The following is a 25,357-nucleotide window of genomic DNA, read 5'->3' as shown; positions in this document are numbered from 1 at the left end:
CGGGAATAGCTCAGTTGGTAGAGCGCAACCTTGCCAAGGTTGAGGTCGCGAGTTCGAGACTCGTTTCCCGCTCCAAATTCTGGGGAAAGCGCGGCTTTCCCTTTTTAACATAAGTTGTTTTTATGTTGTTGGTTCTGGCGCGATAGCAAAGCGGTTATGCCGCGGCCTGCAAAGCCGTTTAGGCCGGTTCGACTCCGGCTCGCGCCTCCAGTCTCATGTTGTAAATATGCGGGAATAGCTCAGTTGGTAGAGCGCAACCTTGCCAAGGTTGAGGTCGCGAGTTCGAGACTCGTTTCCCGCTCCAAATCTTTCTCAAGCACACATTCTCACCGCTATGCAACATAGATCACGGTGTTAGAATACAAAGCTTGCTAGACCTACCGCCCGGATGGTGAAACTGGTAGACACAAGGGACTTAAAATCCCTCGGCTTAACGGCTGTGCCGGTTCGATTCCGGCTCCGGGCACCAATACTTCCCTTATATATTCTGGCTAATTAGGCTGGTTTTTCATTTTCAAATTTTTCTACACCTGTCTTTGAATGACTGTATTTTTTATTCATGCTGTGGGGTTGGTGTGGGATTCATGTATTCGGTTGTCTAACAGAGCGGGTGAAGTCCAGATCTCCATTTAGGAGGGGCAAGCTCCGTTTTCATTTCTACCAAGTGACAAACGTAAGCAAGTTAGAAAAAAGTAATTTGTGAATGAGCATGCTTTCTCACCTTAGCCGGTGAGAGATGACTAGTTAAAATCTACAACAATTATAAAAATAATCTTCTCGCATTTAACTGAGTGCTTTCCCAACCCAGGTGCCGGTAATACCCTATCGCAGGTTCATTTTCAATATCGACCAATAGCTGGGCACGAGTCGCTCCTTTTTCTTTTGCCCAATCCAATGCCGACTGCAGTAATTTTTTACCAATTCCTTGCTGTCTAAATTCTGCATGAACGACCATGTCCTCTACCCAAGCAGAGCGTGCTCCTTGTGCCGTGGAGATGACAAGTTGCGCGCTAACCATCCCAATCAGTTTCCCGTCTTCTGTAAATGCAGCTTTGATTACCCCATGTTCTGGTTGTGATATCAGCATACTTAAACCGGCTTTTTGTTTCTCCATGTCTGGTTTGAAATCGGCTTCTATACTAAATAGCGCATGTAGAAGGTCGGCTAGTTGAGCGGCATCTTTCTCTTGAGCATCTCGAATACTTATGACTGCGTCCACTCACTGCCTCCTGAATGATCAACGGGGTCGTGATGAATAATAGCCAAGAAACGGATTGGGACCTCTATGAGCTTGGCTGGCTGATGCGGCTGGTCTCCTCTAAAGGTCAGTGAGTCGCCTGGCTCAAGTAAGAAAGTCTCCAAGCCTACCTTGTACTCTAATACCCCCTCCAGCATATGAATGAATTCAGTCCCTCCATGTTCAAAAGGGGGGAATTCTTCCGCCTGATCTTCCAGCGTGATCAAGAATGGCTCAAAAGTCTTTTGAGGCCCTTGGTCATAGGCTAATAAATGATATGTGTGGCCGAGCTTTGTGCCGCGGCGTACCACTTCCATACCATGCCCTTTTTTAACGAATTGTGCATTTCCTGAGGGGGCGTTGTAGTCGCGGAACAGCCTTGAAAGCGTTACGCCAAGCGCGTTGGCTACTTGTTCCAATGTTTCAAGACTAGTCGATACATGACCATTCTCAATTTTACTGAACATTCCAACACTAATATTCGCTCTCTCAGCGACATCAGCAATCGTCAGGCCATGTTGTTTTCTGACCTCTTTGATGACATTCCCCAAGTGTTTACCCAAAGGTTTGGATTCTGTTTCAGTAATAGGGACAACATTTTTTTTCAAATCAGAGGTCATTGGCGGCTAAAACTCCCATATCCATTCTTCTCGTTCAATTATCACAGGCCCAATAAATCAAGTGACGGCAAATCAAGTTCCTGCTGGAGAATTAATTGACTAACTCTTTCTTAGTCATTAACCCATCCTCAGCCACTTTTTTAAGAATATTCACATGCTCTAAATGTGTTCATCAGACCAAATTATGCACCAAATCATTGCAAAATAGGTAAATTTATTCCTGACAGGAAAAAAATATTCATAAAGCCGTTGACAGGGGTTTTTGCAATGCGTATAAATGGAATTATTGTTTCCTGTTGGGAATAAAATTTTCATGTCGAGATTGATATTGGATCGTTGCGGAGCGTTGAATGCCTCTAAGATTGCTTAAATATGCGTTGAGTAAAGAGTACAAAGAGACTCGGTTTTTTAGGGAGAATGTGACCCCTAAGAAAAGTTACGACGCAGTCATTATTGGCGGAGGCGGACACGGTTTGGCTGCTGCCTACTATCTGGCTAAAGACCATGGCATGACTAATATTGCCGTGCTTGAAAAGGGTTACTTGGGTGGAGGCAATACCGGCCGAAATACCACCATTGTCAGGTCTAATTACCTGACCCCAGAGGGCGTGAACTTCTATGATGCCAGCGTCAAAATATATGAAGGTTTGTCCGAAGAGTTAGATATCAATCTATTCTATTCAACCCGCGGCCATTTCACATTGGCACATACAGAATCAGCGATGCGGACAATGCGTTGGCGCGCTGAAGTCAATAAACATGTGGGCGTGGATAGTTATGTCGTTGGTCCGGATGAGATCTCAAAAGCCTGTCCTCAGCTAGACATCAGCTGCAGTGGCCATGCGCCCATTTTAGGGGCTTTGTATCATGGGCCAGGTTCTGTGGCTCGGCATGATGCTGTCGCTTGGGGTTACGCCCGTGGCGCCGATAGGTTAGGTGTCGATATATTTCAGAGTACAGAAGTGACTGGCATCGATATCAAGGGAGGTAAGGTTCAAGGGGTACAAACGAGCCGAGGTTATATCTCTACCCCCCGAGTGCTCTCAGCGGTGGCAGGGTTCACTCCCCGCATTTGCAAAATGGCTGGCATTGATACGCCCATCGTTATTCATCCCTTGCAAGCCTGTGTGACTGAGCCAATGAAGCCCTGGCTGGATTCAATCCTGGTTTCCGGTAGCTTGCATGTCTACGTCAGTCAATCTTCCCGAGGCGAATTGGTCATGGGCTCTTCGTTGGATCCCTATGAGGTGCATTCGACCAGGTCTTCTTTAGACTTTGTGGAGGGACTGACGTCTCACATGTTAGACATGTTCCCCTTCCTCTCCAATGTGAAGATCGTCAGGCAGTGGGGCGGCATGGCAGACATGACCCCTGACTTCTCTCCCATTATGGGCAAGACACCGGTGGAAGGCTTTTACCTCGATGCAGGGTGGGGAACATGGGGATTCAAGGCCACACCGATCAGTGGGAAAACGATGGCTGCCACGATTGCTAACGATATGGCGCCAGATCTCATCAAGCCTTTCAGGCTTTCAAGATTTGAAGAGTACGAATTGACTGGCGAAAAAGGTGCGGCTTCGGTCGGTCACTAAGCATCAGGAAGATTAGAAATGAAATTACTTACTTGTCCGATTAATGGCGTGAGACCGCTAAGCGAATTTGTCTTTGGTGGTGAACTACGTGATATGCCCGAGCCTGAATGCAGCGACAAAGAGTGGGCTGACTATGTTTATAACCGCAATGGCGCGCCAGGGCTAAAAAAAGAATGGTGGTATCACTCCCCAAGCGGAACCTGGTTTGTTGCAGAAAGAGACACCTTAACCGACAACGTAGCACGTACCTATTTATACGAACAGGAAGCTGCTAAATGAGCATGAGGTTACAAAATACTTCCGGTGAGTGGATCAATCGGAACAACAAAATTAAATTCTCATTTGAAGGTAAAGAATATGAGGGTTTTGAAGGCGATACGATTAGCAGCGCTTTGTGGGCTGCTGGCGAGAAAGTATTAGGCCGTAGTTTTAAATACCATCGCCCCAGAGGCATTTTTACCCTGGCAAATCATGACGTCAACATCATGGTGACAGATGGTGTCGATACCAATATCCGAGCCGATGTTGTTCAGGTCAAAGCGGGGATGAAACTCCAAGTAGTGAATGTTGATGGCGGGGTGATGGCGGATAAGAAGCGCTTTCTTGATTCGATATCGGCGCTCTTACCCGTTGGCTTTTATTACAAAGCATTTCATACCCCACGTGGTTTGTTTCCATTTTGGGAGCGCATCATTCGCAACGCAGCTGGTTTGGGCGTGGTGAACTTTAACTATCCGCGTCTCTTAAAAAAGAAACACCATTCGCATTACGATCTCCTGGTGGTTGGCGCAGGCCCTTCAGGGTTGTCTGCAGCTTTGACTGCGGCTCGTGAAGGCTTAGAGGTTCTTTTGGTGGATGAAAATGCCAACCCCGGCGGAAGTTTTGCTTACGACAATGCAGGCAATTCAGCGCATCACGAACAGTTAGCAAACATGTTGAGTGAAGCACAAAGCCTGCCTAATTTAAAAGTGAAAACTAACGCTTATGCAGCCGGATATTATGCTGATCATCTCATCCCGGTCGTAGACGAATCTGGAATCACAAAAGTACGTGCTAAAGCAGTGATTGTTGCCAGTGGCGCCTTTGAGCAACCTCCTGTGTTCAGAAACAACGATCTACCGGGAGTCATGCTTGGTTCCGCCGCGCAACGTCTCATGGCACGATACGCCGTTAAGCCATTCTTGAAGGGCGTAGTCGTCACTGCTAATAGCCATGGTTACCGGGTAGCGCTTGATCTGATTGCATCTGGCGTAGAGGTCGCGGCGATTGTTGATATGCGGGCGGGTGGAGAGACGGATGCCATTGCCAGTGTGGTCGCAAATAAAGGCATACCAATCCATAACGGTGCTTGCATCTATGAGGCTGTGCCGGTATCCGGCAAGTTAGGCGTCAAAGGCGCGATTGTTGCGGATTACGATGAAGCCTCTGCGCAGGCCGATATTCGGAAATCCATACAGATTGACTGTGACGGTATCGTCATGTGTGCAGGCTGGGCGCCTGCTGCTGCATTGCTTTATCAGGCTGGCACCGGCATGCGTTATGACGATCAAATACACCAATTCGTACCGTCAAGACTGCCCAATGGCATTTTCGCTGCAGGTAAGGTAAACGGTGTTTTTGGCTTGAATCAACGCCTCCAGGATGGCGCCCGTGCTGCCTCTGATGCCCTCAAGTATTTGGGCTATGTTGGAAACGACGCCACCGTAGACAGTTTTGCCGGCTCATCGCCTAGCCATCCTTATCCGATTGTGATGCATCCCAAAGGTAAAAACTTTGTGGATTTCGACGAGGATATCAGCGTAAAAGATTTCATTCATGCGGCTCAGGAAGGCTTCGATAACATTGAATTAATGAAGCGTTTTACAACAGTTGGCATGGGGCCCAGCCAGGGCAAACATTCAAATATGAATGCGATTCGTATTCTGGCGCGCATCAGAAGTCTTCCAGTCAATAAAATTGGCACGACGACTGCACGGCCCTTCTTTCATCCAACACCAATAGGTCATTTGGCAGGCAGGGGGTTGCATCCTCATCGAGATACCCCGCTGCATCAGTGGCACGCAGAACACGGTGCAGTGTTCACGGACGTTGGTGCATGGAAACGTCCAGCCTACTACAAAGTGGATGGGCAAACCAAAGAGCAGTCTATCCAGAACGAAGCAAAAGCCGTCAGAAGTGCAGCCGGCATCATTGATGTCAGTACCTTGGGCAAGATAGAGATCCATGGCGCCAATGCCGCTGAATTTTTAGAACGTTTCTACACGGGTAATTTTAAAGATCAAAGGGTTGGGCGCTCCCGATATGCCTTAATGCTGGACGAATCCGGGGTGATGGTAGATGACGGTGTCGCGTGCCGGATCGCAGAAAATTTCTTCTATGTGACCGCAAGTACCAGCAATGCCGCCGCGGTTTACCGTGAGATGCAGCGGTGGAATCAGATTTGGGGCCTGAATGTGACCTTTATCAATGTCACGGGCGCATATGGCGCGGTGAACATTGCCGGGCCATTGGCCAGAAAGGTGCTGCAGAAGATCACCCTGTTGGATCTCTCTGAAGACCAGTTCTTATTAGGTTCAGTAGCCGATACGTCCATAGCAGAAATCAAGGCACGTGTGATTCGCGTTGGATTTGTCTCTAACCAGGCCTATGAGATTCATGTGCCTGCCTCATCTGTGCTTAAGTTGTGGAATTTGCTGCTAGACAGTGGAAGCGTTGATGAACGTGTTAAACCATTTGGTACAGAGGCACAAAGATTGCTTCGATTGGAAATGGGCCACCCATTAGTGGGGCATGATACCGATGGTCTTACCAACCCCTTTGAGCTTGGTGCTGACTGGGCCATCAACCTCAATAAAGCTTTCTTTATCGGTAAACGCAGTTTGCAAATTATCCGCAAACGACCTCTGCTAAAAAAACTGGTGGCTTTTTCGTTTAAGCCAGATTTCCAGGGCCCTGTGCCATGTGAATGTAATTTAGTGATCAGCAAGAGTGGCCAGATTGAGGGCAGGGTCACCAGTCTATCGTTGAGTCCTACGCTGCAAAGATTCATCGGGTTTGCATATGTATCCCCAGCGAATACAAGATTGGGTGACGTCTTGAGTATCAGAACTGACAGCGGCCAGATGGTGGAGGCCTATGTTGTCCAGTCACCATTTATTGAAGGGGATTAAATATGGAAATGGTATTTGATCGACTCTCCCCCGTCAGTTTTGCGCAGTCAGGGTTAACGATGAAGAAAGCAATCTTGAACGGGATGGAGATTGTTCTAAGTTATGAAAATACGGATATCGAGATGCAACGGATGAAGAAGCTCGGTATTTGTGATGTGAGCGCATTTTCCAGAGTAGGCATTAAAGGAGCAAAGGCCGTTGAGTGGCTTGAATCCCGGGGATTTACCGTACCAAAAGCACCCAATACATGGCGTAAAGATCACGCTGGAGGATTGGTGTTAAGACTTGGGCGGAGTGAATTTTTATTGGAAGGTTTCAAACAGGAGCAGATTGCAATCAATGCAAATGATGCCCCAGAGCATCTTTATGAAGTGGCGCGTTATGACGCTTCGTTCATTCTGAGCGGCGTGCATTTCCACAGTGCATTCAGTGAAATTTGTGCACTAGACCTGAGTGAAAGTGCATTTGCTGCGGATGCTGTGTTGCTGACCAGTGTGGCTGGCGTGTCTGTGACTTTAATCCGCCAATTGCTGAATGGGGAGCTGGTCTACCGCTTATGGTGCGATGGTAGCTATGGTAACTATATATGGAGCACGCTCACCGAAATCGCCGGGGAGTTTGGCGGAGGCGCTGTTGGCCTGGATGTTCACTTCAAACAGATGATAACTAGTTCTTGATCGTTTCGAATTTTAATTAATAAATTTTAGGTGAGGCACTCAATGAAGTCTTTGCAGGAAGCACAAAAGTTTTTGCAGGAAAACAAGGTCAAGTACGTCCTTGCTCAATTCGTCGATATTCATGGGGTAGCCAAGGTCAAGTCCGTGCCGGCTGAGCATCTCAACGATATCCTGACGAAGGGCGCAGGTTTTGCTGGTGGTGCAATTTGGGGGACAGGCATTGCACCCAATGGCCCTGATTACATGGCGGTTGGTGAGCTGAGCACTATCGGCTTGGTGCCTTGGCAACCTGGTTATGCGCGACTGGTGTGCGATGGGCATGTTAATAATAAACCGCATGAATATGATGCACGCGTCGTTCTTAAGAAGCAGATTGCCCGGTTATCCGAACGTGGATGGACCTTCTACACAGGATTAGAGCCAGAGTTTTCATTACTGCGTCGTGACGAACAGGGTCAGATTCTGCCGTTTGATGAAACTGATACGTTGCAAAAACCATGTTACGACTATAAAGGGATCACCAGACACTCTGAGTATCTTGGTAAGTTAACTGAGTCGCTGATTGCGGCAGGGATGGATGTTTATCAAATTGATCATGAGGATGCGAATGGTCAGTTTGAAATTAACTACACCTACTCCGAATGCCTCAAAAGTGCAGACGATTACATTTTATTCAAGATGGCTGCGAGTGAAATCGCCAATGAGATGGGCATGATCTGCTCGTTCATGCCTAAGCCATTTAGCAATCGGCCAGGCAATGGTATGCACATGCATATGTCCATAGGGGATGGAGAAAAAAGCCTGTTCCAAGACGACAATGATCCCTCTGGCCTAGGGTTGTCTAGCCTGGCCTATCATTTCCTGGGCGGGATCCTCGCGCATGCCCCGGCACTGACCGCCTTATGTAATCCGACCGTAAATTCGTACAAAAGACTGGTCGTTGGGCGCTCATTAACTGGGTCAACGTGGGCGCCAGCGTATATCAGTTACGGTAACAATAACCGTTCGACATTGGTGCGTATTCCTTATGGCCGCTTAGAACTGCGGCTCCCTGACGGCAGCTGTAATCCATATCTTGCAACTGCAGCCGTGATCGCAGCGGGCTTGGATGGCGTTGCCCGTCAGTTAAACCCAGGCAAGGGGCATGATGAGAATCTCTACGATTACAGCCCCGAGCAACTTCAAGCGTTGAAAATTGGCATCCTTCCACAGAATCTGGGTGAGGCATTGGATGCGCTTGAGAGTGATGCGGTCATCATGGATGCGCTGGGGGCAAATCTTGCCCAAGAGTTTTTAAAGATCAAACGCATGGAGTGGATAGATTATCAACGGCATGTTTCCCAGTGGGAAATTGATAGGTATGTTGAGTTCTTTTAATTGTTTGATGTGAGTGACGCATTGGTCATCGAACATGAAGTATTGATAGGAGAAAATGATGTGTGGGATTGTAGGATTACTGGTTAAAAACCAGAGTATGCGCGCAAATATCGGTCAATTGATGATGCCGATGCTGATTGGGATGACAGAGCGGGGACCAGACTCTGCTGGCATGGCTGTGTTTACGTCGCCAGTGGATGCAAATGCGTTGAAATATAGCCTGTATGCACCGACGGCAGATTTTAGCTGGAAGGCATTGGAGCAAGCTTTTAATTCAGAGCACTCCGACCAGGTCACTCTCGCGGTGAAGGGGAATCATGCGATTCTCACCTCCGCAGTGGACACCGCGAAAGTAAAAAACTGGATCAAGCAAGCCTATCCGCAGATTCATATCCTTTCTGTGGGTCAATCGATCGACGTGTACAAAGATACCGGCCTGCCTGCCGATGTGGCTGCGCGTTACGATTTGCCAGCGTTGAGTGGCACGCATTTGGTTGGGCATACACGGATGGCGACTGAGTCTGCCATTACGCCAGCGCATGCGCATCCATTCACAGCAGGCACAGACTGGTGCCTGGTGCACAATGGATCCCTTTCTAACCCCAACAGCCTCCGTCGCAAGCTGCAACATGAAGGGATCAATTTTGAAACCGACAATGATACTGAAGCAGCCTGTCGCTTCCTTGAATGGCGTATGCGTGAAGGTGACGATTTGAAAACCGCCCTAGAACATGGTTTCGACGAGCTGGATGGTTTCTATACATTGCTGATGGGTACCAAAGATCAATTGGCCTTAGTGAGGGATCCATTTGCATGTAAGCCTGCAGTGGTCGCGGAGCATGATGATTATGTCGCGATCGCTTCAGAGTTTCGCTCTTTAGCCCACCTTCCTGATGTGAAGAATGCTCACGTTTTTGAACCTTCACCAAAGGAGATGTACGTATGGAAAGTCTAAAATTTGACTTGGAAAATACCGAGTTGAGAACCGTGAATCAATATCTGCATCGTCCTGCAGCAGAGTTGAGTGGTAAAAACGTGGTCATTAGCAATCCCAATGGGGCTCACAACATCGCAGTCGGCCTGAATGCTGAGGTGAATGTCACAATCGACGGTCACGCCGGATATTACGCCGCAGGCATGAACCAACTGGCGACAGTCACTGTGACTGGAAGTGCCTCCACTGGCGTGGCGGAGAATATGATGTCCGGCGTGGTGCATGTGAAAGGTTTCGCTTCTAATGCTGCTGGCGCAACGGCGCAAGGTGGTTTGTTAATCATTGACGGTGACGCCGGGCTCCGCTGCGGCATTTCGCTCAAAGGGGCTGATATTGTGGTTGGCGGTTCTGTGGGCAGCTTTTCCGCATTCATGGCACAAGCTGGCAATCTGGTGGTGCTTGGAGACGCAGGTGAGGCATTAGGCGACTCATTATACGAGGCTCGGCTCTTTGTGCGCGGTAACGTCAAGAGCCTGGGTGCCGATTGTGAAGAGAAGGAGATGGATCAGGAGTCACGCAATATTTTAGTGGATCTTCTGGCCAAATCCGGGCACGCAGAGGTGGATCCGGATAGCTTCAAATTATTTGGCTCTGCACGCACTCTCTATAACTTCCATGTTGATAACGCAGGAGCATATTAATCATGAGCGATACCTCTAAAAAAACTCCGCAAACAGAACCGCGTTTTTCTGCGACGTTCGATCCGGGAACGATGTCAGAAATTCGCCGTGCAGCAGCCACCGGCATTTATGATATTCGTGGCGCGGGTGCTAAACGAAAATTGCCACATTTCGATGACCTATTATTCTTGGGGGCTTCTGTCAGTAGATATCCACTGGAAGGTTATCGTGAGAAATGTGGCACAGATGTGGTGCTCGGAACACGTTATGCCAAGAAACCTATTCATCTCAAAACACCTGTGACTATCGCGGGCATGAGCTTTGGTGCGCTGTCTGGGCCAGCAAAAGAGGCGCTGGGCCGTGGGGCAAGCGCAGTCGGTACCAGTACAACCACTGGGGATGGCGGTATGACGCCTGAGGAGCGTGGTCAGTCTTCGATTCTGGTCTATCAATACTTACCTTCTCGGTATGGCATGAATCCAGATGATCTGCGGAAAGCGGATGCCATTGAAGTGGTGATTGGCCAAGGCGCGAAGCCTGGTGGCGGGGGGATGTTGCTGGGCCAGAAAATTAGTGACCGTGTCGCGAAAATGCGTTGCTTGCCTAAAGGTGTTGATCAACGTTCTGCCTGTCGCCATCCAGACTGGACTGGTCCAGATGACTTGGAAATTAAGATTGCTGAACTGCGTGAGATCACAGATTGGGAAAAACCAATTTATGTGAAGGTGGGGGCGACGCGCCCATATTTTGATGTCACACTCGCTGTTAAAGCGGGTGCCGATGTTGTGGTACTCGATGGTATGCAAGGTGGGACCGCTGCCACACAAGAGGTGTTTATTGAACATGTGGGTATTCCGATTCTTGCGGCAATTCGACCAGCTGTACAGGCACTGCAAGATATGGGTATGCACCGTAAAGTTCAGCTGATTGTTTCAGGTGGTATCAGAAATGGTGCTGATGTCGCTAAAGCTTTGGCGTTGGGCGCAGATGCTGTTGCTATCGGCACCGCTGCATTAATTGCGTTGGGCGATAACGATCCACATCTGGAAGAGGAATACCAAAAACTTGGGACCACTGCCGGCGCTTATGATGATTGGCATGAAGGTAAGGACCCTGCAGGAATTACTACTCAAGATCCAGAGTTGATGAAGCGTTTAGATCCGGTGAAAGCTGGCCGTCGCCTTGCAAACTATCTCTCTGTGCTGACGATGGAGGCTCAGGTGATTGCTAGAGCATGCGGTAAATCTCATTTGCATAATTTGGAGCCTGAGGATTTGGTGGCACTCACGATTGAATCCGCTGCGATGGCCAAGGTTCCGCTCGCCGGCACTAACTGGATTCCAGGCGCGTCTTCGTTCTGACATAAAGCGACTAATCAATACTGCAAGAAGGGGCAAGGCTAAGAGGTCTTGTCCCTTGACGTTTGGTAGATGATCGTACGGTTATCCTTTGGCCTTTACTCTATCCAATGTGCCAGTAGAGGAGAGCTGTTGGCTTTTGAAAGTTAATATTATTCCATTCAAGGTTTAATATTTCAGACTGTCGCAAAAATAGCCTTAGCCATCCTCATAGTTGACAAGGCTGCGAGATTGCGACATTCTTAGCCAAACGGAGGTCGAAATGCTATTCCTAAAGATGAGCGCCAATAGTAAGTTGCTGGCAGAGCAGGTCAAAAATGCCAAGAAAAAATACCCGACATTGAAAGTGGTCGGTCGTGGCACGGTGACGATTAACCCCGCCAGCATTGTCAATTCAGCCAGTTTCCAGGCAGATGCTTCAAAGATTGCGAATCTTCCCCTGCAAAAATAGCCATGGGGGTGTTATTTGTTCTGCTGATATTAGTTTCAGGGTTTCTTGTTTGTCATTACCATCCCCAGTACTTCTTTAAGCTGCATCGATACGAAGGCCAGTATCTTTACCTGCAAGCGGCCTATCTCGGTATTCTCTGCCTGATCTCGGCGGCCATTTTTCATGTTTTGTTGATCAATCTGTCAGCGATCCCGGTGTTTGAGGGCGTGCGTACTCTTGGTATCGATTATGTCGATTTGCTGGCCCGTTATCTGCCGGATAGCCTGGGGCTTACCGAGGGGGATAAAAAACGCTATGTGCTGTTAGGTGTGATCGCCCTGACGACATTGTTGATGCCGTTATTGATTTCAAAGTGGGTGTATTGGCGGCTTAAACATTATTTGCAGCTCGATAGCGATGAAGAAGTGGATATTGTCATTATGTCAGAGTTGTTTTCTGACAGTCCTTTGGACCAGTTGCTGTTTTCGGCGATGATTAACGACCGCAACCTGATGCTGGTGCTGGATGACCGCAAGGTGTATGTGGGGCGGGTGGCCACCATGGGCGAGCCCAACGAGAATGAGGGTGCGGATCAGGAAATCAGTTTTCTGCCTTTTGTGAGCGGTTATCGCGACAAAGACACGTTGCAGGTGATGTTTACTACCGATTACAAAAAAGTCGGCGACAATTTGCCGCTGGTGATCCGGCAAGAGTCGATTGTCAGTGCGCGTGAGTTTGATTTTTCTGTGTATGATACCTTTCAGGAGACTGGTAGACCTTCAGCAGGTCTAGCCACTACCTAATCTGCAAGCGTAATGCTGAATACCAATCCCGCATGCTTCGCCGTAACTCTGTGCGGTCAGCCGCCGCGCAGTCCGTCGGCCATTTCTGACAGCGAGATACCCCTTTGACCGATAGGGCGTGGCCGTGCCCTTGGGTATGCTGGAGTCAGGTTTCTGCTGCGTTTAACGTTGGCAAAGCTACCCCTTGCTGCTAAACGGCAAGTCTTTATAGTCTATGCATGGATAATCTGGATGAAACAAGTCTGGCTACTGGTGAAAACGGCCTTTGTCGGTTGGCGGGATGATTACGCACAAAGCATGGGTGCCGCCCTGGCTTACTACACGTTGTTCTCGATTGCACCGCTTTTATTGATAGTGATTTCAATTGCGGGGCTGATATTTGGGCAGGAGGCTGCGCGCGGCGAAATTATTGGCCAGTTGAATAGCTTGATGGGGCAACGTGGCGCGGTGGCAATACAAACACTGCTAGAAAGCGTGAGCCGACCGTCCGAAGGCATTGCTGCCACTGCCATTGGGGTGGTGCTATTGCTGGTAGGGGCGACTTCTGTGTTTGGCGAGTTGCAGGACTCGCTGGATCGTATCTGGAAAGCACCGGTGCGGGAAGGCAGCGGCTTGTGGCACTTGCTGCGGGTGCGCTTGTTATCGTTTGGCATGATCTTGGGCATCGGCTTTTTGCTCATGGTCTCACTGGTGTTTAGCGCCGGGCTGGCGGCGATCAGCAAATGGTGGTCGCCGGTGTTTTCTGGCTGGATACTGATTGCGGGGATGCTGAATACCGTGTTCAGTTTTGCATTGACGACTGGTATGTTCGCCATGATTTACAAGACCATGCCACGTGCACAAATTCAATGGGATGAGGTCTGGATAGGCGCCATTATCACGGCAGTCTTATTCACCATCGGCAAGTGGCTGATTGGCATTTATATCGGCAACAGTGCATTTTCCAGTGCCTATGGGGCAGCTGGGTCCATTTTGGTGTTATTGATCTGGGTCTATTACTCCGCGCAGATATTTCTGATGGGCGCCGAATTGACGCGTGCCTATTCGCATGTGATGGGCACGGCAAAACGTATTGACGTTGATTGAACCAAGTCAGCCTAGCATGCGTCTTTTCACGTATCGCAAACACTTTATAAAATTGTATAATGTTTTGTGTCCTCAGGCAGTCGCGTAGTTGAGGAGGATTGATATCGATCAAGCCCAGGCATTCATGTGCAGACTACACTTTATCCAAGTGTGGCATCGCGCTTGAAACACGCGAACAATCAAAAGTTGTCAGGAAGTTGTGTGATTTACGTAGAGTTAAAGACTGTTATTTTAAAAAAACAATTAGAGTGGGGCAGAACCATCACCATCACCGAAATTGCAGATGCAAGCGGGATTAGCCGCATGACTTTGCACAGAATGCTCAAAGACCGGACCTATAATGCCAGTACCGAGCACTTGAACAAGCTGTGTGCTTACCTGCAGTGCGATTTATTTACCCTGATCCGTTGGGAGCCTGATCTGCCAGTCGCGCAGGTACATGTTGCCTGAACATCGCCTTGTACTTGATCACATGTCGTCATCGCCAGGCTTCTTCCCTGGCCAGACTGTCCTTTCCGCTATATTTGTTATCCCACCTGGTTTTCTTGCCGGTCATGTCTCATGAGCGGGGCATGTTTACGGCAGCCCTGATCTTTTCTTTAATGGTTGCGCGTGTTGGTATGCTTCTGACATAAAACGGTATTTTCTCCTCAATCCAGAGCTGGTGCGGCTTGGCAAGCATTTCGTCTGGGCTGTCACCATGCTGAACACATAAGCTGGCTGGTGTTTTCCGCTTTTTTTAAGCGATGCCTTTGCACAGGAGTTTTCAATAATAAGAGAAAATTTTTGGAACTCTCTGTTATGAACAAGCTTGCTGTCACCCCGTTTGCCCAGGATAGCCAAACACATGGCAGCGCACCTGGCCGCCAGCAACTGTTGCAGCAGCTGGCACAGCTTTGGCAGCAAGGGGCCACTGAAGCCTGCTTTAGCATTGCCCGGCAGTTAACCAGTGAGTTTCCAAGAGAGGGGGTTGCCTGGAAAATTTTGGGCGGTTTACTGCAACAGCGCGGTGACCTGCAAGGCGCCGGCGAGGCCCTTGCACAAGCCGTCAAGCTGCTTAAAAAAGATGCAGAGGTATTCTTGAATGCCGCGAACGTGGCCGCGCAACTGGGGGATGTGACCCTGGCCACCAAGCATTATCGTCAGGCGATCCGTTTAAATCCATCCATGACCCGCGCTTATGCCAATCTGGCCAGCTTGCTCAAAGAAGCCGGGCAGCAGAAAGAAGCCGAGAAACTGTTGCGTACCGCTTTGCAGCTCAACAAGCGCGATGCACTGGTATTGTTTGACCTGGCGGCGTTGCTGCATGAATCCGGCAAGTCACTTGAGGCTGTGCAATATTATCGTCAGGCGCTAGAAATTGAGCCTGACAATGCCGTGCTGGCCTACAACATGGCGCAAGTCTTGTTTGTCCTGGGTAACCTGGATGAGGCGCTGGTACATTTTCAGCGTGCCATTGATCTGAACCCGACCTATTTTGATGCATTGCACCAGTACGGGCATTGTCTGCGGCAAAAAAACCGCTTTAAAGAAGCCGAGCAAGTGTGGTTGCAAGCCAGGGTGCTCAATCCTGAGAGCTGGCAGTTGCTCAATGACCTGGCTCAACTGTATAAACAGTTACAACAACCGTTGGAATATGAAGCCTGCGCCAAGGCCATCATGCAGGTCAAAGCGCCAGAGATCGAAGAACTCAATAACTTTACCTCTACCCTGATTAACCAGCAGTTGCTCACTGAAGCAGAACGTTATTGCAAGCAAGCGATGAGCCTGGGGATCGAAGATCCGTTTACCTATTGCAATATGGCTTTGCTGCTGTATTACAAACAAGAGTATGCACAATCTCTGGAATATTATGAAAAAGCGTTGCAGCTCAAGCCGGACTGCGCCGCTTTTTGGAGTAACTACAGTGTTTCGCTGCGTTTGGTTGGCGAGGTGGAGCGTGCGCGGCTGGCTCTGGAAAAGGCGATTGCGCTGGATCCTGAGTATCTGGACTCTTATATCAATCTGGGCAGTGCCTATCTGGAGCAGGGCGATGTCAAGCTGGCGGTGGAGACTTATGTCAAGCTCATCTCACGCGCACCCCATTTGGATAAAGCTTACCGTAACCTGTTATATACCAACAGTTTTGCCAATGAGCTGAGCCCTAAAGAGCATTTAAAGTATGCACGTGCCTGTGGTGAGCAGTTTATGGCCAAGGCTGCACCTTTCAAAAACTGGTTGGTCAACGCGCAAGACCAGCGTTTGCGCATTGGTCTGGTCTCTGCAGATTTGCGCAGTCATCCGGTAGGCTATTTTCTTGAGCATTGGTTAAAACATATCAATGCCGGTAAAACAGAAATCTATGCTTACTCAGCCGATGGGCGTGAGGACAATTACAGCCAGGTCTTGAAAAAACACTGCACGCAATGGCGTTCATTAGCAGGCATGAATGATGCCCGTGCTGCCAGCCTGATCCGTGAAGATGGTATTCATATTTTGCTTGACCTCTCTGGCTATACGGCAGACAGCCGCGTGTCATTATTTGCCTGGCGTCCGGCACCCGTGCAGGCCTCCTGGCTGGGCTACTGGGATACCACAGGCTTGCCTACCATGGATGCGGTGATTGCTGACCCGGTCAGCGTGCCTGCGGGTAGTGAAGGGCAATTTACCGAAAGCGTTGTCAAACTGCCGCATACCCGTTTGTGTTTCTCAGCCCCCGAGTCCGAAGAGCAGGTGAATGCGCTGCCTGCCTTGCAAAATGGCTATGTGACCTTTGGCTGCTTTCAAAAATACAGCAAGGTCAGCGACGAGGTATTGGCAGTTTGGGCACAAGTGTTTCTTGCGCTGCCTGCGGCCAAACTTTACTGGCAGTGCAAGGCCTTTCAAGATGATCAGATACAAGCTGAAGCCCTGGCCAGACTGCAACAAGCCGGTATCAAGCCTGAACAATGTGTCTTGATGCGTCCCACAGCGCGAGATGCCTATTTCAAAAACTATCATGCTGTAGACATGATTCTGGACAGTTTCCCCTTTAACGGGGGCACAACGACCTGCGAAGCCTTGTGGATGGGCGTACCTACGCTAACCATGCCGGGCGAGACCATGATCTCCCGCCAAGGCGCCAGCATGATGACCAGCGCTGGCTTGCCAGAGTGGGTTGCCGAAGATAAGACAGCTTTTGTACAAAAAGCAATTCAATTCGCTGCGGATTTACCTGCCCTTGCCAGCCTGCGGGCAGGCTTACGTGCGCAAGTGATGCGCTCCCCATTGATGGATGGCGAGCGTTTTGCACGCGATATGGAACAGTTGCTGTGGAATTTCTGGAGCGAGCGGGTGACGGGTATTGCCGACGCGCTGTTGGCTAAAACACGCATTCAGGACGCTTATGCCGATGAGGATCCAGTCTGGATCATTAGTGCCACCCGGGCCAGTGAAGAGGCCTTCTGGGCTTCATCTGCACTCGGTGTATCGCTCAAGCGTCATATGCAGCAAGATGCCAGAATCGTTCCGTATGTGTATTACGAAAATACACGCGGTCTATCCGAAGTCTTTAACGAGGCTGTTGCCATCGCGCCTGACAATGCGCTGGTCATTTTTGCCCATGACGATATCTGGCTGGACCAGAACCCTTTTGTGCAAACTGTGATGGATGGCCTGGCGGCCTATGATGTGATTGGCGTCGCCGGCACTGCGCGCATGTTGCCGAAGCAACCGGCATGGTTATTTACCGACCTTGCCTTTACCTGGGAGCAGTCTGCGTTCTTGCGTGGCAAGGTTGCGCACAGCGAACACCCGTTTGGGCACAACACCTATTTTGGTGCTGAACAAGGCGATTGTGTCTTGATGGATGGTGTCTTCATGGCCGCCTACAAACGCACACTGACGCAAGCCAATGTGCGCCATGACCCGCAATTTGATTTTGAATTTTATGACCTGGATTTTTGCCGTACAGCGACCCAGGCCGGGCTTAAGCTTGGCATTTGGCCGATCAGCCTGACGCACCAGAGCATGGGCAATTTTGGCAAGCAGCGCTGGCGTGACAAATATCAGATGTATCTGCGTAAATGGGGCGAGGGTGAGGCCGCAGTTGGCACGCCGATGACAGCAGAACTTGGCGCTGCGCTTGAAGAAGTGTTTACACTAGCTCTGCAGCATCAGCAAGCGGGTGATCTGCAAACCGCGACACAGTTATATCAAGAGATTCTGGCGGTTGCTCCACAATCCGCCCCTGCCTGGTTTAATCTGGGACTCATCGCCTGGGCGCAAGGGCATCAGCAAGAGGCCGTGGCCTGTTTTGCGCAAGCCCATGCTGCGCAACCGGCTGAATGGGAGTATCTGCAACATTATTTGGTGGCGATGCATGCCACGGCGAGTGCCGATACCTTGGCTGCCACCTTTGAGCAGGCCTTGGCATTGCCGCAGCATGCGGAGGCGGTGCACCAGCTTGCCGAAGCGTTAAAGATGCCTGGGTTCACTCGCCAATCCGTGCAACATGCACAAGCTTCGTCGCAAGACGCAGCCATGCAACCGGATGCCGCCCAGCAACAAGCCTTGCTTACAGCGTTTGAGCAGCAACAATATGGACAAATGGAACAGGCCCTGCACACCTATTTGGGGCAATATCCGCAGTGGCTGGCGGGCTGGAAAATGCTAGCGGATGTCTTGATGCTGCAAAAAAAGGATGCCAGCGCTGCGGCCAAACAGGCCCTGACATTGAATGCGCAAGATCCACAAGAACATTGCTATTACGGCATCGTCCTCAAGGCCAAGGGAGATCTGCCTGGAGCGGCAACTGCCTTTCAACAAGCGATTGCCCTCAAGTCGGACTACGCTGCGGCTTACAACAATCTGGGGACAGTCCTCAAAGATCTGGGGCAGGTAGAAACGGCCATCGAGCACTTTAAATGCGCATTGGCCTTGCAACCCAACTATGCCGATTGCTTCAGTAACTTGCTGTTTTGCATGACCCACGCAGAACACATAGACAATGCCGCACTCATGCAAGCACATCAAGCCTATGCCGACTTGTATGAAGCGCCTCTCAAAGCAGCCTGGCTGCCACATCAGAATACACGTGACGTGCACAGACCACTCAATATCGGCTGGGTCTCTGCAGATTTCAGGGCCCATTCGGTCGCGCACTTTATGCTGCCTTTACTTAGTGAGCTGGCAAAAGAAACCTCTCTGCGCTTGGTTGCCTATGCCAATCAACCGCTGGTGGATAATGTCACCACCCAGATGCAGGGCTATTTTTCAACATGGTACGAAGTCTCATCCTGGTCAGACCAGGCACTGGCCGAGCAAATCCGGGCTGACGGCATTGACATCCTGATTGATTTATCCGGTCATACCTCAGGCAACCGCTTGCTGACATTTGCGCGCAAGCCTGCACCTGTTCAGGTGAGCTGGCTGGGCTACCTCAACACCACCGGCTTGAGCAGCATGGATTATTACCTGGCAGACCCTTATCTCTTGCCCCCCGGCCAGTTTGATGAGCAGTTTACTGAAAAGCTGGTGCAGCTGCCGGTGAATGCTACCTTTATCCCATATGAGCAAGCGCCAGAGGTGAATGCCTTGCCTGCACTGAGCAACGGCTATGTCACGTTTGCTTGCTTTAACCGGATTCTTAAAATCACCCAGGCTACCGTGCAACAATGGGCCGCGTTGATGCAAGCCTTGCCTGACAGCCGCCTGGTGATTGGTGGGGTGGGAGAGGGCGAAAGCACGCAGCATTTGCAAACCTGGTTTGCCGAAGCTGGCATTGCCGCTAACCGCATCCGCTATTACGCACGCACTGACATGGCAAGCTATTTAGGCTATTACCACGAGGTCGATATTTGCCTGGATACCTTCCCCTCCAACGGCGTCACCACCACTGCACATGCGCTGTGGATGGGCGTGCCCACGTTATGTGTTGCCGGTGACCGCTTAGCAAGTCGTGGCGCCATGGCATTGATGCAGCATCTGGGGTTGATGCAGTTTATTGCCTCAGACCATGACAGCCTGATCAAGCAGACCCTGGACCTGTGTGCTGACTTTACAAAGTTGGCAGCGTGTCGCGCCCACATGCGTGAACACTTTTCTAACAGTTTGCTCGCCAAACCTGGCTTGCAAGCAGAGGCGTTACGCCAGATGTTATTCCAGATGTGGCAACGCTGGTGTGCGCAACAGGCCCCAGCTTCAATTCAAAGCAGATGGGTGGATGCCGACCTATCTCAACCCATTCTACATATGGAGCCAGAGATGCTTGTGGAAGAAATTGATACTGTAGAAGCCGTAAATACACTTTCTCCTGTCACGCCTAGTAGTGATTTAATGGCTGCCGCCCAGAAATTACAGGCAGAAGGAGAGATTACGCAGGCTGCTGAACTTTATCTTGCCTTGCTCAAGGCAGAACCCCAACATGCGGAAGCCAATTTCCAGTTGGGATGGATTGAAACACATACCCGCGGTGTCACATTCGCTTTGCCAAGACTGGAGCAAGCAGTCATGCTGCAGCCAGAAGTAGAGCAATATTGGGTCACCTATATTGATGCATTGATGATGCAAGACAACATTCAGGCAGCGCTCTTGGCTATTCAGCAAGGGCAGCAACATGGGTTAACCGCTGCGTCAGCAGCCATGCTGATGAATGATTGCATGCAAGCGGCGAGCCAACAGTTTGCTGAGAAAAATACGCCTGATTCAGCCCTGGTTTCTGTCGAGCAATTACAACAACAGCTATTTGCTGAAAGCAAGATGCAGACGACTGTTACCGATGACGTGCCAGTATCCGTTGTCCCTCAGCAGACTCTGTTAGCGCAACCTGTTCAGTGGTTTAACAAGACAAAACCACTTGAGGATCAGACAGTTTTCCCTGAAAGCTGGTTAAAGGCTTATCCTCAGGCATTGATGATTGAGTACACTTCCCGTTGTAATTTGCGCTGCAAGTATTGCTCCAAGAGTAATCCCGGCGACGACCAAATTCCTGGGCGTAATATGGATATGACAACCACAACCGTGGATGCGGTCATTCATTTAATCGAGCAATCTTCTTATAGCGAGTTGTTGCTGGCAGGAACCGGGGAGTCCACTTTTCATCCGCATTGGCGTGAAGACTTTCCACGCATGATACAAGCTGGCAAGTCTCGTAATCCGTCATGTTATATCCATGTCAACAGCAACTTTGCGGCCAAATATGAGGATGAGGATTGGGCTGTGTTTGCGCAGCTAGATGGGATCGTGATTTCAATTGACACCGCTGATCGGCAATTGACACGTGAGGTACGCGCCAAGTCCGACCTCGGTTTGATTATTTACAATATTACCCGTTTGCAGACCTACTGCCAGTTTCACGGCCTCAAATTGCCCAAACTGACGGTGAACGTTACTTTATATCATGAGGCGGCTGCCGGCCTGCCTGAATTGATGGCGATGCTGTCTAATTTGCCGATCACGTCGGTGACGATTTCAGATTTGTTTGAGCGTGAAGCCACTGACAAACATGCGATTCGTCCTTTACATAATGATGATCCGGTGTCATTCAAGCAAGCTGTCGAGCATTTAAAGCATGCCATGGAAATTGCAGATAAGCAGCAGGGCTTTCGCGTCACCATACAGCCACATTTGATGGAGAGAATCGAAGCGATGGCGAAAAGTATCAATGCTGCAGCCACTGATACAGGCGCTGTGCAGGCCGATCCGCAACTTTCCACCAAGCTTTGTTTGCAGCCATGGACACGCTTTACGCTGGCTGCCGATGCTGCGATCTTCCCTTGCTGTATGACTGAAATGGATCCGGTGGGCAATATTGATAGTGGCAAAGAAGAGGAGGGGTTGAACGGTGAAGGGATACGTGCCTTCCGTCATGCATTGCTGCGAGGTGATATGCCAAGCTCCTGCAAGCATTGCACGAATGCACCGGATGTCAGCCCACAAACCCTGCAGACAGCAATCCATGAACTTTCAAGAAAGGCCAATGCATGAGCCAGGACACTATCAATCAGATGAATGCCACGCCGGAGCAACTGATGGCTGAGGCCAATGCGCTGGCAGATCAACCGGAACAAGTGCTTAGACACTATCAGGCTATGTTGCAGCAATATCCTCGCTATGCGCCTGCTTATCACCAGTTTGGATTGGTTTTGCGCTCACAAGGGGATGCTGGTGCAATCGGCAAACTTGAACAGGCTGTTCAGCTGGATGCCGGGAATGAACAATATTGGGTCAGCTACATTGAGGCCTTGATGTTCTGCGCGCAATTGCAAAAAGCTGCTGCGGCAATTCAATTAGGGTTGCAGTATGGTTTAGGACTGTCAAAAGCACACGTACTGGCCCAGACATGTGTAGACATGATGGAAGCGACCGGATCTTCAGTCATGACCAGTGCAAGTGAAGTGCCTGCTTCATTTGTCAAATCAGGCAACGCTGCTAAGGTTAAAATTTACCAGGCCTATTATTCCGAACAAAGTCGCCTCGAGTTGGATAAAGGATTTATTCCGTTTGATAACCTGGCCAATCCCCGACCAGATTGGCGTGAGTATTGGTTTATGCGTCAATACTTTTTAAATGAGGCGCTAGATGAAGAGACCTTCTATGGCTTCTTCTCGCCAAAGTTTTCTGAAAAAACCGGGTTAAGTTCTGCAGAGGTTTACCGTTTTATCGAGGCCAATGCTGATCAGTCAGACGTGATTCTTTTTTCACCTTTTTTTGACCAGACCGCGTTTTTCCTGAATCAATTCCATCAAGGTATCCTGGCCCATCAAGGCATTGCACCTTGCTTTGAATTGGTGATCAATAAAATTGCGCCTCAAGCCGAGATGGACACACTCATCATGCACAGCGAAAACTCTGTGTATTCTAATTTCTTTGTGGCAAAACCTAGCTTCTGGCGAACATGGCTGGCAGCTTGTGAAGATTTGTTTCATGAAGCTGAAGAGGGTAAAACGCTGCTCGCAAAATGTTTGAATGCCGATACTACCCATGAACATAAACTTTTGCCGTGTAAGTCATTTGTGTTTGAACGTATTGTTTCCTTGATGTTGGTGACACAACCGCAATGGCGGGTCAAAGCTTATGATTCAAGTTTAATGCCACTGGTCAATTCGACATTGGCTGAATTTGTGACCATGGATGAATTCAAGGCATTGGATGAAATGAAAAAACAGGCCTGTAAGCAGCACTGTGACGTGGATAGTTTGGGCTACACTGCTTTGAAAGATAAGATCGTTGATCGGATTAAGCGCCATCGGTTAAATCAGCTCGAGCAAGCGATTGAGGAAGTGTATGCGCAGGCCGAGCAATTACAAGCCGCAGGTGAGCTTCAAAAGGCGATGGCTTTATATGAAGATATTCTCAAGAATCAGCCACAACATGCCGGGGCCAATCACAATCTGGGCTTTATTGAAACGCATACGCGGGGTGTTGAAGCCGCCTTACCCAAGTTTGAAGCAGCAGTCATGGCCAGGCCTGAGGTTGAACAATATTGGGTGAGCCTGATTGATGCTTATATCTTAGCGCAAGACTTTCCTGCAGCTTATGAGGCGATTAAGCAAGGCCAGAAACATGCATTGACTGCACAAATGGCTCAGCTATTAAATCAGGAGTGTCTAGAGAAAACGGATAGCGCCTGGCGATTGCAAAAAGAAACAGAGACCGCATCGCTTGTAGAGTCAAACTTGATAACGCATGCGGCAATAGAGGCTTTGTTGACGCAAGCACAAGCTTTACAGGCAGAAGGTAATTATCAGTCTGCCAAGGCGCAGTTACAACAAGTGTTACAAGCTGATCCCAAACATGCCAGGGCTAATCATGACTATGGACGATTGCTCGCAGAAACAGAGGCATTAGATGCCGCGTTACCATATTTGGAAGCAGCGATTGCGAATGCCCCTCAAATTGAGCAGTACTGGGTCACCATTATTGATGCCTATACCCAGTTACATGCCTTTAAAACCGTGTTTATGGCAATCAGCGAGGCTAAGAAGTATGCCTTGTCTGAGGCAATGCATGACATGCTATATGAGGAAGTTGTCAATTACGCGATTGGTCTCATTGGCAATCCTCAAGTTCAACAAAGTCCGGTCATGGAGGGGTTGATAGACGCTACCGGCCTGCTGCAGGAGATTGTGACAGCCAATGTAGCCGATATTCAAAGAGGCCAGTCTAGCGGAGCGTTGATTTCTGGCAATATGGATTTAAGCGCTTGTGAGGCCTTTATGCAACGCTTTCCAGCTTTGATGGAGACCGATAAACTGATTAATTTTGTGCGTGCAGTGGTCTTGAAGCTGATGTGGCTGCCAGAATTTACTGGTCATAAAATATTTGCACCATATTTTGATCAGTTACTTGCCAACATAGACTTGGGTATTCCAGCCGTTGTACCACGCAATGCCAAACTGGCAAACATTGTTGTTGCAACAGAAGTCTATGACTTTGGCGGACATACCAAGGATATTATTACCATGCTGCATCAGCTTGAGAATCCCATGCTGGTGATCACCGATGTTTATGCAAGATTTGCAACACAATCGTTTTACAAGAATATTCAAAGCGCGCTGCCACAGTGCCCTGTTTTAGTCCTGCCACAAGAAAGTTTGCTGGCCAAAGGCCAACGTTTGGCCAGCCTGATTAATACCTATGCCCGCAATGTGTTTTTGTTGACGCATCAGGATGATGTCGCTGCGGTCGTGGCTTGTCAGCCTAATTTTGAGACGGATTACTACTTTATTCACCATGCGGATCACAATTTGTCAGTAGGGAGCGGCGTCCCCCATTTGAAACATGTCGATTTGTATGGGCAGCGAGCCATCAACTGCCATGAAGATTTAGATCGCGAAACATTGTTTTTACCAACGACGGCTGTTGACCAAGGGGTTAAAACTTTTGACTATACCTCCGGCAAGTTGAATACAGTCACTGCTGGCACCTTTGCCAAGTTTAAAACCGAGGGCGCGATTGCTTTTCAGGAGTTGGTCTGCCAGGCATTGTATCTAGGCGAAGGTCAGCATTATCATTTTGGTGAGATTCAGGCCTCTGTACTGCAACAAGTGCGGGACTACCTAACGCAAAAAGGCTTGGATGTAGCGCGTTTTGTCTATATGGGCAACGTGCCCTCCTTATGGCAAGCCTTGCTCGAGATTGATGCACATGTGTTTATTGGCTCTGCCCCTATTATGGGCGCTAAGTCGGATATTGAGGCGCAGGGAGCCGGCTATCCTTTACTGGCGTTTAAAGCCCTGGATTGCCCGCGTCATCTTAACGTTGGCAGCCATGCCCCTGAGACGATTTACTGGCATGACATGGAGACGTTTATCGCCGGTTTAAAAGCACTGAATGCTGATCATTCGAAGTATGCAAAAGCGGCACGTACCTACTATGAACAGGCTTGTTCCATGAGCGCTTATCAAGAGGTATTGGGGAAAATGAGTCACTAG

Annotated in this window: 16 protein-coding genes and 3 tRNA genes; 17 read left to right on the top strand and 2 right to left on the bottom strand. The window is 49.4% G+C overall.

What is annotated here, in order from left to right; translation table 11 throughout:
• The first annotated feature begins 136 nt into the window (after nucleotides 1–136).
• From ACT53D_RS05560 to ACT53D_RS05550, 3 genes are all read left to right on the top strand, one after another.
• Nucleotides 137–210: transfer RNA gene (locus ACT53D_RS05560), tRNA-Cys, on the top strand.
• A gap of 18 nt (nucleotides 211–228) precedes the next feature.
• Nucleotides 229–304: transfer RNA gene (locus ACT53D_RS05555), tRNA-Gly, on the top strand.
• Nucleotides 305–382: 78 nt separating this feature from the next.
• A tRNA-Leu gene (locus ACT53D_RS05550) sits at nucleotides 383–469 on the top strand.
• Between the two features lie 291 nt (nucleotides 470–760).
• Here the strand turns inward: ACT53D_RS05550 and ACT53D_RS05545 are convergent.
• The gene (locus ACT53D_RS05545; RefSeq protein ID WP_476154942.1) at nucleotides 761–1,219 is read right to left on the bottom strand and encodes an N-acetyltransferase family protein; all 459 of its coding nucleotides are present in this window, start codon (nucleotides 1,217–1,219) and stop codon (nucleotides 761–763) included.
• The gene (locus ACT53D_RS05540) at nucleotides 1,204–1,857 is read right to left on the bottom strand and encodes a helix-turn-helix domain-containing protein (protein ID WP_194746957.1); all 654 of its coding nucleotides are present in this window, start codon (nucleotides 1,855–1,857) and stop codon (nucleotides 1,204–1,206) included. Before ACT53D_RS05540 ends, ACT53D_RS05545 begins: the two co-directional genes overlap by 16 nt.
• A gap of 350 nt (nucleotides 1,858–2,207) precedes the next feature.
• Here ACT53D_RS05540 and ACT53D_RS05535 point away from each other — a divergent pair, with 350 nt between their 5' ends.
• The 14 genes from ACT53D_RS05535 (at nucleotide 2,208) to ACT53D_RS05470 (ending at nucleotide 25,357) form a co-directional block, all read left to right on the top strand.
• The gene (locus ACT53D_RS05535) at nucleotides 2,208–3,449 is read left to right on the top strand and encodes an FAD-dependent oxidoreductase (protein ID WP_194746956.1); all 1,242 of its coding nucleotides are present in this window, start codon (nucleotides 2,208–2,210) and stop codon (nucleotides 3,447–3,449) included.
• Between the two features lie 18 nt (nucleotides 3,450–3,467).
• Complete coding sequence (locus tag ACT53D_RS05530; RefSeq protein ID WP_476154940.1) at nucleotides 3,468–3,728, top strand: sarcosine oxidase subunit delta; 261 nt, start codon at nucleotides 3,468–3,470, stop codon at nucleotides 3,726–3,728.
• A complete protein-coding gene (locus ACT53D_RS05525) occupies nucleotides 3,725–6,619 on the top strand; it encodes a 2Fe-2S iron-sulfur cluster-binding protein (RefSeq protein ID WP_476154938.1) in 2,895 nt (964 codons plus the stop codon). The genes ACT53D_RS05530 and ACT53D_RS05525 overlap by 4 nt, the downstream gene beginning before the upstream one ends.
• A gap of 2 nt (nucleotides 6,620–6,621) precedes the next feature.
• Entirely contained in the window at nucleotides 6,622–7,296 is a 675-nt protein-coding gene (locus tag ACT53D_RS05520; RefSeq protein ID WP_476154936.1) for a sarcosine oxidase subunit gamma, read from the top strand.
• 42 nt (nucleotides 7,297–7,338) lie between these two features.
• Nucleotides 7,339–8,673: a type III glutamate--ammonia ligase gene (gene glnT / locus ACT53D_RS05515; RefSeq protein WP_275354894.1), complete on the top strand. Its 1,335-nt coding sequence runs from the start codon at nucleotides 7,339–7,341 to the stop codon at nucleotides 8,671–8,673.
• Nucleotides 8,674–8,731: 58 nt separating this feature from the next.
• Nucleotides 8,732–9,628, top strand: coding sequence for a class II glutamine amidotransferase (locus tag ACT53D_RS05510; RefSeq protein WP_476154934.1), 897 nt, complete (start codon nucleotides 8,732–8,734; stop codon nucleotides 9,626–9,628).
• Nucleotides 9,616–10,308: a GltB/FmdC/FwdC-like GXGXG domain-containing protein gene (locus ACT53D_RS05505; RefSeq protein ID WP_018987291.1), complete on the top strand. Its 693-nt coding sequence runs from the start codon at nucleotides 9,616–9,618 to the stop codon at nucleotides 10,306–10,308. The genes ACT53D_RS05510 and ACT53D_RS05505 overlap by 13 nt, the downstream gene beginning before the upstream one ends.
• Before the next feature lie 2 nt (nucleotides 10,309–10,310).
• Nucleotides 10,311–11,648 carry an FMN-binding glutamate synthase family protein gene (locus tag ACT53D_RS05500; RefSeq protein WP_476154932.1) on the top strand — a complete coding sequence of 446 codons (1,338 nt, stop codon included), beginning with the start codon at nucleotides 10,311–10,313 and terminating at the stop codon, nucleotides 11,646–11,648.
• 259 nt (nucleotides 11,649–11,907) lie between these two features.
• The gene (locus tag ACT53D_RS05495) at nucleotides 11,908–12,096 is read left to right on the top strand and encodes a hypothetical protein (protein WP_194746949.1); all 189 of its coding nucleotides are present in this window, start codon (nucleotides 11,908–11,910) and stop codon (nucleotides 12,094–12,096) included.
• A 2-nt stretch (nucleotides 12,097–12,098) separates the two neighbouring features.
• Complete coding sequence (locus ACT53D_RS05490) at nucleotides 12,099–12,878, top strand: hypothetical protein (RefSeq protein WP_476154930.1); 780 nt, start codon at nucleotides 12,099–12,101, stop codon at nucleotides 12,876–12,878.
• Nucleotides 12,879–13,109: 231 nt separating this feature from the next.
• On the top strand, nucleotides 13,110–13,964 hold the full coding sequence (locus tag ACT53D_RS05485) for a YihY/virulence factor BrkB family protein (RefSeq protein WP_476154928.1): 855 nt from the start codon (nucleotides 13,110–13,112) through the stop codon (nucleotides 13,962–13,964).
• Between the two features lie 126 nt (nucleotides 13,965–14,090).
• Nucleotides 14,091–14,414: a helix-turn-helix domain-containing protein gene (locus ACT53D_RS05480; RefSeq protein WP_379076785.1), complete on the top strand. Its 324-nt coding sequence runs from the start codon at nucleotides 14,091–14,093 to the stop codon at nucleotides 14,412–14,414.
• Nucleotides 14,415–14,765: 351 nt separating this feature from the next.
• Nucleotides 14,766–21,908: an O-linked N-acetylglucosamine transferase family protein gene (locus tag ACT53D_RS05475; RefSeq protein WP_476154926.1), complete on the top strand. Its 7,143-nt coding sequence runs from the start codon at nucleotides 14,766–14,768 to the stop codon at nucleotides 21,906–21,908.
• On the top strand, nucleotides 21,905–25,357 hold the full coding sequence (locus tag ACT53D_RS05470) for a tetratricopeptide repeat protein (protein ID WP_476154924.1): 3,453 nt from the start codon (nucleotides 21,905–21,907) through the stop codon (nucleotides 25,355–25,357). The genes ACT53D_RS05475 and ACT53D_RS05470 overlap by 4 nt, the downstream gene beginning before the upstream one ends.

This window comes from Methylophilus sp. DMC16 (genome assembly GCF_056314045.1).
This window is presented reverse-complemented; position numbering and strand designations above follow the sequence as displayed.